We start from the raw sequence: 8,090 nt of genomic DNA, 5'->3' as shown, positions 1-8,090 counted from the left end.
CCAGCACGTCTGGCTTGACCAGATCGCCGTCGACCAGCACCACCTCGACGTCCTTTTCGGCCGCCATCGACAGTGCCAGATTGACCGCGCAGAACGTCTTGCCGTCATCGGGCCGGGCCGAACAGACCAGCACCAGCCGCGATTTCTGCGGCTGCGTATCCGCGACGGCGCGGGCGGTGAGCAGCAGTTGCCGCTTCACCAGCCGGAATTCCTCGCCCAGTGGCGTCACCGGGCCGCCGGGCACCAGCATCCCGCGTTCGGCCAGCGCATCGCGATCGACCGGGGCGAAACGACGCACCACCGGGCGCGCGGGCGCGACCTCCGGCTGCGGCGAAGGCGTCTCCGCGACGACCGGATCGACCGGCGTGGCGGCAGGTGCAAAGGCGGGTGCAGGCGCATCCGGCGCGATCGACACCGGTGTCGGCGCGAAATCGTACATCGCGGCGGCCCGTTCGAGCAGCGAGCCCGACAGGCGGCGTGGCGTGGCGTCGTTCATTACGCGACCATCCCGCGCTGGAGGAATTCAAGCCCGACGAGCAGCATCCACGCCGCACCCAGCGCCCCGACCCCGCCGGCGAACAGCCGCAGCCGCTTGGCCCGCAAAGATGCCTGCGCCGCCGTCACCACCTCGCCGATCGATCCGATCACCGGCATCCCGCTGGCGCGTCCCAGCCGGCCGGCGGTGGCATAGGTCGGCTGGATCTGCCCCAGCGCGAACGCCACGGCGATGCCGCCGCCGATTCCGGCGATCAGCACTGCGGTCAGGAACAGCGGGCGATTGGGCGCGGTCGGCTTGTGCGGGCTGGTCGGCGGATCGATCACGCTGAACTTGACCGCATCGGTCTGGGTCTGGACCTGGCTTTGCAACTTCACCTGCTCGCGGTCGGTGAGCAGCTTGGCATATTGATCCTTGAGCACCTGATAGTCGCGCTCGATCGCGCCCTGTTCGGATGCGACGCCGGGCTGCTGGTTCATCTTCGCCTCGAACGTGGCGATATCCCCGGTGATCTGCGACTTGCGCTGCTGGAGCGCGGCGACCTGCGCCGCCTTGTCCGCCTGCATCGACTTGAGCGAGAGGTAGAGCGGGTTCTGCGACGCCCCGGCCCCGCCGCCAGGCACCAGCGGTTCGTTGCGCGCCGCCGCCTGCGCGATCGCCAGCTGGTTCTTCAGCGCGATCACATCCGGGTGATTGTCGGTCCAGCCGCGTCCGCGCGCCTCGGCCAGCTGGCCCTGGATCGCCGCGACCCGCGCCCGCGCCGGGCCGGCGTTGGCCGGTGCTCCGCCGGGGCCGGCGATCGTCGCGGTCGTCCCGACCATCTGGCCGTTGACCGCCGCCAGGCTCGATTGCGCCGCCGCCAGATCGCTGTCGATCTGCGCGATCTGGCTGCGCGCCGTCGCCATCCGCTCGTCGAGCGATCCGGTGCCGGGCAACGATCCCAGGAACTTCGCCTGGAAATCGGCGCGCTTGGCCTCCGCCTCCTGCAACTGGCGCTGGCGCTGGTCGAGCTGCTGGTCGAGGAACTGGAGCGACTGCGACGTGCCGTCACGGTTGTTGGCCAGATTGTCCTCGACAAAGATGTCGATCAGCTTCTGCACCACTGCACGCGCCAGCTTCGCATTGGCCGCGTCGGACGCGCCGCCATTGGCGATGGTCGCCGAAATCTCGAACAGATTGTCCTGGGTCGAGGTGATCTTGATCGCCTTTTGCAGGCTTCCGACCCGATCGGCCATGTCGCGGTCGTTGGCGACGCTGTTGCCGATGTCGGTGCCGCGCACGACCTTTTGCAGGTTGACCGAGCTGGTCAGCGTCTGGCGGATGCGGTCGATGTCCTTGGCCTGTTCGGCCTGGTTCTGGCCGCCGGTCGGCAGCACCGACCGCAGCTGGACAAACACGCGCGCGTGCGATTCGTACTGGTTCGGGATCTGCGACACCACCAGCCAGCCGAGCAGGCACAGCGCCCAAGCCACGCCCAGCGCGATCCAGCGCCGGATCCAGACCGCGTGCAACGCCGCGCGGAGCTCTTCGTAGATGCCACCCATCTAGAACAGGCTTTCCGGGATGATGATGACGTCGCCCGGCTCCAGCCGCACGTTCGCGCCGACATCGCCGCCGCGCAGCAGGCTCTTGAGCTTGATGCGGTACTCGCGCTGCTTGCCGGTGGTGCGGTCGAACCGGACCAGGTGCGCGCCATTGCCGTTGGCATATTCGCTGAGCCCGCCCACCGCGATCATCGCGTCGAGCAGCGTCATGTTCGCGCGATAGGGGATCGACGCCGGCTTCTCCGCCGCGCCGACCACGCGGATCTGCTGACTGTACGTGCCGGAGAAATTCTCGACGATCACCGAAACGATCGGGTCCTTGATATATTCGCCAAGCGCGATCTTCAGGTCGTCGGCCAGCATCGCCGGGGTCTTGCCGACCGCGGGCATGTCGTTGATCAGCGGCGTGGTGATGCGGCCGTCGGGGCGCACCTGCACCTTCGCCGACAGTTCGGGATTGCGCCACACGAAGATCTGGAGCTGGTCGAGCGGGCCGACGATATATTGCTCGCCCGGCCCTTCCTGCTGCGCGACGAACTGCGCCGACGGCAATTCCGCCCGGCCGCCACCGCCACCGGCGCAGCCGGTCGCCACCACCGGCAGGATCGTCGCGCCCAGTAATATCCGGGACTTGGCACGGAGACGCATCGCATAACCCTCGCTGCGCACGAGCCTACCGACGCGACGTCTCGCACCGGCAACTCGCACAGATTGCGGCCAGCTATGCGATCAGGAGGTAAAGATAGCGTTAGGGCTGCGCCACCAACTCACGGGCTGGGGGATGGCCGAGGAACGCCGTGGGGCTGGCGGTGGCGCCATAGGCCCCCGCGAGGAAAACCGCGATCAGATCGCCCACTTCGGCGCGGGGAAGGGCGACGCGATCGGCCAGCCGGTCGAGCGGGGTGCACAGCGGCCCGACGATCGAGACGGTTTCGGTGGCGTCACCGGTGACGTCACGCGCCAGCGCCACCGGATAGTTGCGCCGCACCACCGTGCCGAAATTGCCGGTCGCGGCCAGTTGGTGGTTGAGCCCGCCGTCGACCACCAGGAACGTCTCGCCCCCGCTCTCCTTGCGATCGACCACGCGCGTCAGATAGACCCCCGCCTCCGCCACCAGCCAGCGCCCCAGTTCGATCGCGAACCCCGCCCGGAGCGAGGTGCGGGCGATCGCCTCGCCCAGGGCCGCGCCGATCCGTTCGACGTCGACCGGCACATCCCCCGCAAAATAGGGGACTCCCATCCCGCCGCCCAGGTTGACCAGCGGCGGCGCCGCCCCGGCCTGTTCCGCCAGTCGCTCGGCCAGCGCGATGGTCGCCGCCTGCGCCTCGACGATCGCGGCGGTATCGAGCGACTGCGATCCCGCGAAGATGTGGAATCCGCGCCAGTCCGCCCCCGCCTCCACCACGCGCCGCACCAGCGCGGGCACGCGTACCGCATCGACTCCGAACGGCGACGCCTTCGCCGCCATCTTCATCCCCGATCCCTTCAGCTCGAAATCGGGATTGACCCGCACCGCCAGCCGGGGCGCGATGCCCAGCCGCGTCCCGATCGCCAGCGCGCGTTCGGCCTCACCCTCCGATTCCAGATTGATCGTCGCGCCGGCGGTGATTGCCGCCTCCAGCTCGGCATCGCGCTTGCCCGGCCCGGCGAAGCTGATCGTCGCCGCCGGCTTGACCGCCAGCGCCTTGGCCAATTCCCCGGCCGAAGCGACGTCCAGGCCGTCAACCAGTTGAGAAATTGACTGAAGAAGCGGAACGAACGGATTGGCTTTGATCGCATAATGAATGCCGACGCCAACCGGCAGGACGGCGCGCAGCCGCCCGACCCGCGCCGCAAGGACGGACATGTCATAGACGAACGCGGGGGTGCCCTCTGTCGCCCAATCCGCCGCGCTGCGTCCGCCGATCGTCAACACCGCATCGCCGACAAATTCGGGCGGGATCGGTCCCATCGGTTTCACTGGCCCAATTCCCCTTTTAATCCTGTACGATCCAGCTTGCCGTTGGCATTGCGTGGCAGTTCCGGCCGCCAGATGAACCGCGCCGGCTGCATGAAGCTCGGCAGGTCGCGGCGTAGCCGGTCGCGCAGCGCCTGCTCCCGCGATCCGTCGCCGCGCGCGACCACGACGATCGCCTGCCCCAGCCGTTCGTCCGGCACCCCGAACGCCACCGCCTCGCCGGTCTCACCGCCGGCCATCACCGCTTCCTCGATCTCGGTCGGGCTGATGCGGTTACCGGCCGATTTGATCATCTCATCGTCGCGCCCCACGAAGCGCAACAACCCGTCCGCGTCGACGGTGACGCTGTCGCCCGACCATACCGCGGTCCCCCCGCTCGCCGACCAGTCGGGCGCTGGACGAAAGCGCAGCGCGGTCCGCTCCGCATCGCGCCAATAGCCTTGTGCGACCAGCGGCCCGGCGTGGACCAGTTCGCCCGTCTCGCCCGCGTCGGCGCGCGATCCGTCCGGGCGCACCACCATCACCTCGGCGAACGGGATCGCCCGGCCGATCGAATCGGGATGCGCATCGACCAGCGCGGGATCGAGATAGGTCGACCGGAACGCCTCGGTCAGCCCGTACATCGGGTAGAGATCGGCGCGCGGGAAGCGTTCGCGCAATCCCTTCACCAGCCGGGGCGTCAGCGCGCCGCCCGAATTGGTCAGCCGCCGCAACCGCGCCGCCGTCTCCGCCGGCCACTCGGCCTCCAGTAACTGCACCCATAGCGGCGGCACCCCGGCCAGCGTCGTGACGTCATGGCGCGCCACCGCCTTCACCACGTCGCGCGCGGTCAGATAATCGAGCGGCACCACCCGCGCCCCCGCCGCCCAGGTCGAAAACAACTGGTTCTGCCCGTAGTCGAAGCTGAGCGGCAGCACGCCGAGCACGCTGTCCTCCGGCGCCAGCCGCAGGTAATGCGCGACGCTGATCGCCCCCAGCCACAGATTGGCATGGCTGAGCATCACCCCCTTGGGCCGCCCCGTCGATCCCGAGGTGTAGAGAATCGCCGCCAGCGTATCGGGCGCGGCGGCGCAGGGCGGCAGCGGGTCTCCGCCCGCCATCACTTCGGCCTCCTCCACGATCGGGCAGGCGACATCACCCGGCTCCAGCGCCGCGACCCGCGCTGGCTGCGTCACCAGCAGGGCCGCGCCGCTGTCCGCCAGGATATGCGCGACCTGCGCGCGCTTCAGCACCGGGTTGATCGGTACATGCACCAGCCCCGCGCGCGGCGCTGCCAGCGGCAGCAGGCACGCCGCGCGCGACTTGGGCAGCCAGCTCGCCACCCGGTCGCCCGGCGCAAGGCCCCGCGCCGCCAGCCAGCCCGCCATCCGCGCGACCGCCCCCTCCAGCTCGGCAAAGGTCAGCGTCCCGCCGCGATCCTCCAACGCGACGTCGCCGGGACGTCCGCGTCCGGGCAGGCTGTCGATGGGGTGTGGGACGGGATCGATCGGCACCATGAGTCGCTTCTTCGCACACCGCCCGCTCTTGGCAACCTCGCCGCCACGCCGTAACGCCAACCCGCCTGCTTCCGGGGGGATTTCGCGTGCAGCCTGATGGCGCGTCCAATGTGATTGAAACCGTGCGCGCGGTGTTGCGCGACATTTTGGGGTTGAGCGAGGCGCGCGCCGCCGCGTTCGACGATACGACGCCCTTGTTCGGCGCGCTGCCCGAACTCGATTCGATGGCGGTCGCCGGCGTGCTGACCGAGTTGGAGGACCGGCTCGGCATATTGATCGACGACGACGATATCGACGCCGACGTGCTCGAAAATTTCGGCGCCCTCACCCGATTCGCCATAGCCAAGGCGCTCGGATGATCGATCGCTACGACTGGGCCGGCGGGCAGGAGGCGATGCTTCGCTTCGGCCCGCTCGACGGCCCGGTGGTGGTGTTCGCCCAGCCGCTGTTCGAGGAAGCCAACCGCACCCGCGCGCTGATCGTGTCGGTCGCGCGCGCGCTGGCGCGGCGACGGATCGCGTCGGCGATTCCCGACCTGCCCGGTACCGGCGAAAGCCTGGTGCCGACCCGTGACGTCACGATCATGATGATGCGCGAGGCGTTCGAGGGGGCGGCGGCCCGGTTCGACCGCGAAGGACGCGAAACCTATGGCGCCGGCATCCGCAGCGGCGCGCTGCTCGACCCGTTGGCGCTACTGTCCGGGCGGTGGCATCTGGCGCCGGTCGACGGTGCCCGCGTGCTGCGCGAACTGACGCGGATCAAGCAGATCGAAGTCGACCATTCCCTCAATGAATTCTGGTATCTGGAAGGCGATACCGCGATCGAATCTGGACATTCTCCGGTCGCGATCGCCGGCAACCTTGTTTCCCCCCATCTGCTATCCGAACTCACCGCCCTTACCCCGTTCGACCAGCCCGACATTCCCCGGCGCGTTGTCCGCCTCGACAGCGATCCCGAACCGGCCGACGTCAAGCTGCCCGGCCCGCCACTGTGGCGCCGGGCCGAGCCGGACAATGATCGCGCGCTCGTCGAATTGCTCGCGGACGATCTGACCGCCTGGGTCCGATCATGCGAAGGCTGATCCTGTTCCCCTGCGCGGGCGATACGCTGGCCGGCACGCTCGATGAGGCGGACGGCGCCACCGGGCTGCTGATCGTGTCTGGCGGCAACGAGATTCGCGTCGGCGCGCATCGCGGAATGGCCGAACTCGCCGCCGGCCTCGCCGCGGAGGGCGTCCCTGTGTTCCGCTTCGACCGGCGCGGGATCGGCGATTCGAGCGGGAAGAACACGGGATACGCCGCCTCCGCCCCCGATATCGCCGCCGCCGCCGCCACCTTCGTCGCGGAGGCGCGCGTCACCCGGCTGGTCGCGTTCGGCAATTGCGACGCGGCGACCGCGCTGGCGCTCTATCATTCGGCGGCGGGCACCGATGCGCTGGTGCTCGCCAACCCGTGGACCGGCGACGCGGAAGATGGCCTGCCGCCCGCCGCCGCGATCCGCGCGCGCTATGCCGAAAAGATCCGCGATCCGCGCGCTTGGCTCAGGCTGGCGCGCGGCGGCGTCGATTTCGGCAAGATCGCCAAGGGATTACACAAGGTAGCAACCAGACCGTCTCAATCGGAAAACCCACTGACGCGGGCATTGGCGGCGGGGCTGGCCGGCACCCGCGCCACCATCTTGCTCGCCGAGCGCGACAATACCGCGATCGCCTTTCGCCAGGCGTGGCGCCAGGTCTCCGCGCCGCCGCCAGTGACGATCCTGTCGCTCGATTCCGCCAGCCACAGCTTCGCCACGGCCACCGACAAGGCGTGGCTGCGCGATCAGGTGATGCGCGCGATCCAACGGGAATCGGCCGCCTGAACGGTTATTCCGCCGCCTGCGCGACCTCGAACTCGGCTTCGGCGAGGAAACGTTCGGCGTCGAGCGCGGCCATGCAGCCAGTGCCGGCGGCGGTCACCGCCTGGCGATAGATCTTGTCCATCACGTCGCCGCACGCGAACACGCCGGGCACGCTGGTGCGCGTCGATCCCGGCTCGACCTTGATGTAATGGTCCTCATCAAGGTCGATGTGTCCCCGGAACAGCTCGGTCGCGGGATGGTGCCCGATCGCGACGAAGCCGCCGTCGATGTCGAGCCGCGACAGCGCCCCGCTGACGGTATCGCGCAGCTCCAGCGCCACCAGCCCCTCGGGCGTGCCGCCGCCGACGAACCGTTCGACCTCCTGGTTCCACAGCACCTTGATCCGCTCGTTGGCGAACAGGCGCTGCTGGAGGATCTTCTCCGCGCGCAGGCTGTCGCGGCGATGGATCAGCGTCACGTCGGGCGAATGGTTGGTCAGGTACAGCGCCTCTTCGACAGCGGTGTTGCCGCCGCCGATCACCGCCACCTTCTTGCCGCGATAGAAAAACCCGTCGCAGGTTGCGCAGGCACTTACGCCCTTTCCCTTCAACGATTCCTCGGAATCGAGGCCCAGCCATTTCGCCTGCGCGCCGGTGGCGATCACCAGCACGTCGCCGGTGTAGATATCGCCGCCGTCGCCGACCAGCCGGAACGGGCGCCGCGTCAGGTCGACCTCGACGATCGTGTCCCACATCATC

General features: G+C 69.0%; 8 protein-coding genes and 1 pseudogene. 3 read left to right on the top strand and 6 right to left on the bottom strand.

Annotated elements, in window-relative coordinates; all coding sequences use genetic code 11:
- From VNR91_RS09715 to VNR91_RS09695, 5 genes and pseudogenes are all read right to left on the bottom strand, one after another.
- A pseudogene (locus VNR91_RS09715) lies at nucleotides 1-496 on the bottom strand (exopolysaccharide biosynthesis protein); the annotation flags it as partial.
- Nucleotides 496-2,040: an XrtA system polysaccharide chain length determinant gene (locus VNR91_RS09710; protein WP_325490564.1), complete on the bottom strand. Its 1,545-nt coding sequence runs from the start codon at nucleotides 2,038-2,040 to the stop codon at nucleotides 496-498. The pseudogene VNR91_RS09715 and the gene VNR91_RS09710, both read right to left, overlap by 1 nt.
- Entirely contained in the window at nucleotides 2,041-2,688 is a 648-nt protein-coding gene (locus VNR91_RS09705) for an XrtA/PEP-CTERM system exopolysaccharide export protein (protein ID WP_325490563.1), read from the bottom strand.
- Between the two features lie 100 nt (nucleotides 2,689-2,788).
- Nucleotides 2,789-4,000: a pyridoxal-dependent decarboxylase, exosortase A system-associated gene (locus VNR91_RS09700; protein WP_325490562.1), complete on the bottom strand. Its 1,212-nt coding sequence runs from the start codon at nucleotides 3,998-4,000 to the stop codon at nucleotides 2,789-2,791.
- Complete coding sequence (locus VNR91_RS09695) at nucleotides 3,997-5,493, bottom strand: acyl-CoA ligase (AMP-forming), exosortase A system-associated (RefSeq protein ID WP_325490561.1); 1,497 nt, start codon at nucleotides 5,491-5,493, stop codon at nucleotides 3,997-3,999. Before VNR91_RS09695 ends, VNR91_RS09700 begins: the two co-directional genes overlap by 4 nt.
- Nucleotides 5,494-5,579: 86 nt before the next feature.
- On the opposite strand from VNR91_RS09695, the gene VNR91_RS09690 reads away from it, so the two are divergent.
- From VNR91_RS09690 to VNR91_RS09680, 3 genes are read left to right on the top strand one after another with little or no spacing between them, the layout of a single operon-like run.
- The gene (locus VNR91_RS09690) at nucleotides 5,580-5,852 is read left to right on the top strand and encodes a phosphopantetheine-binding protein (protein WP_325490560.1); all 273 of its coding nucleotides are present in this window, start codon (nucleotides 5,580-5,582) and stop codon (nucleotides 5,850-5,852) included.
- Nucleotides 5,849-6,574, top strand: coding sequence for a hypothetical protein (locus tag VNR91_RS09685; protein ID WP_325490559.1), 726 nt, complete (start codon nucleotides 5,849-5,851; stop codon nucleotides 6,572-6,574). The genes VNR91_RS09690 and VNR91_RS09685 overlap by 4 nt, the downstream gene beginning before the upstream one ends.
- Nucleotides 6,562-7,353, top strand: a complete 792-nt coding sequence (locus VNR91_RS09680; RefSeq protein WP_325490558.1) for a hydrolase 1, exosortase A system-associated — start codon at nucleotides 6,562-6,564, stop codon at nucleotides 7,351-7,353. Before VNR91_RS09685 ends, VNR91_RS09680 begins: the two co-directional genes overlap by 13 nt.
- A 4-nt stretch (nucleotides 7,354-7,357) precedes the next feature.
- On the opposite strand, the gene VNR91_RS09675 is transcribed toward VNR91_RS09680, so the two are convergent.
- On the bottom strand, nucleotides 7,358-8,090 hold a 733-nt coding region (locus VNR91_RS09675; protein ID WP_325490557.1), incomplete at its 5' end, for an NAD(P)/FAD-dependent oxidoreductase.

This window comes from Sphingomonas sp., from assembly GCF_035555815.1.
GTDB lineage: Bacteria > Pseudomonadota > Alphaproteobacteria > Sphingomonadales > Sphingomonadaceae > Sphingomonas.
Note: the sequence above shows the minus strand (reverse complement) of the source record. Positions and strands in the feature narration are given on the sequence as shown.

What these genes read in the sequence shown, in the direction of transcription:
- VNR91_RS09710 (WP_325490564.1), bottom strand. Translation starts at nt 2,040, where the DNA reads ATGGGTGGCATCTACGAAGAGCTCCGCGCGGCGTTGCACGCGGTCTGG.
- VNR91_RS09705 (WP_325490563.1), bottom strand. Translation starts at nt 2,688, where the DNA reads ATGCGTCTCCGTGCCAAGTCCCGGATATTACTGGGCGCGACGATCCTG.
- VNR91_RS09695 (WP_325490561.1), bottom strand. Translation starts at nt 5,493, where the DNA reads ATGGTGCCGATCGATCCCGTCCCACACCCCATCGACAGCCTGCCCGGA.
- VNR91_RS09685 (WP_325490559.1), top strand. Translation starts at nt 5,849, where the DNA reads ATGATCGATCGCTACGACTGGGCCGGCGGGCAGGAGGCGATGCTTCGC.
- VNR91_RS09680 (WP_325490558.1), top strand. Translation starts at nt 6,562, where the DNA reads ATGCGAAGGCTGATCCTGTTCCCCTGCGCGGGCGATACGCTGGCCGGC.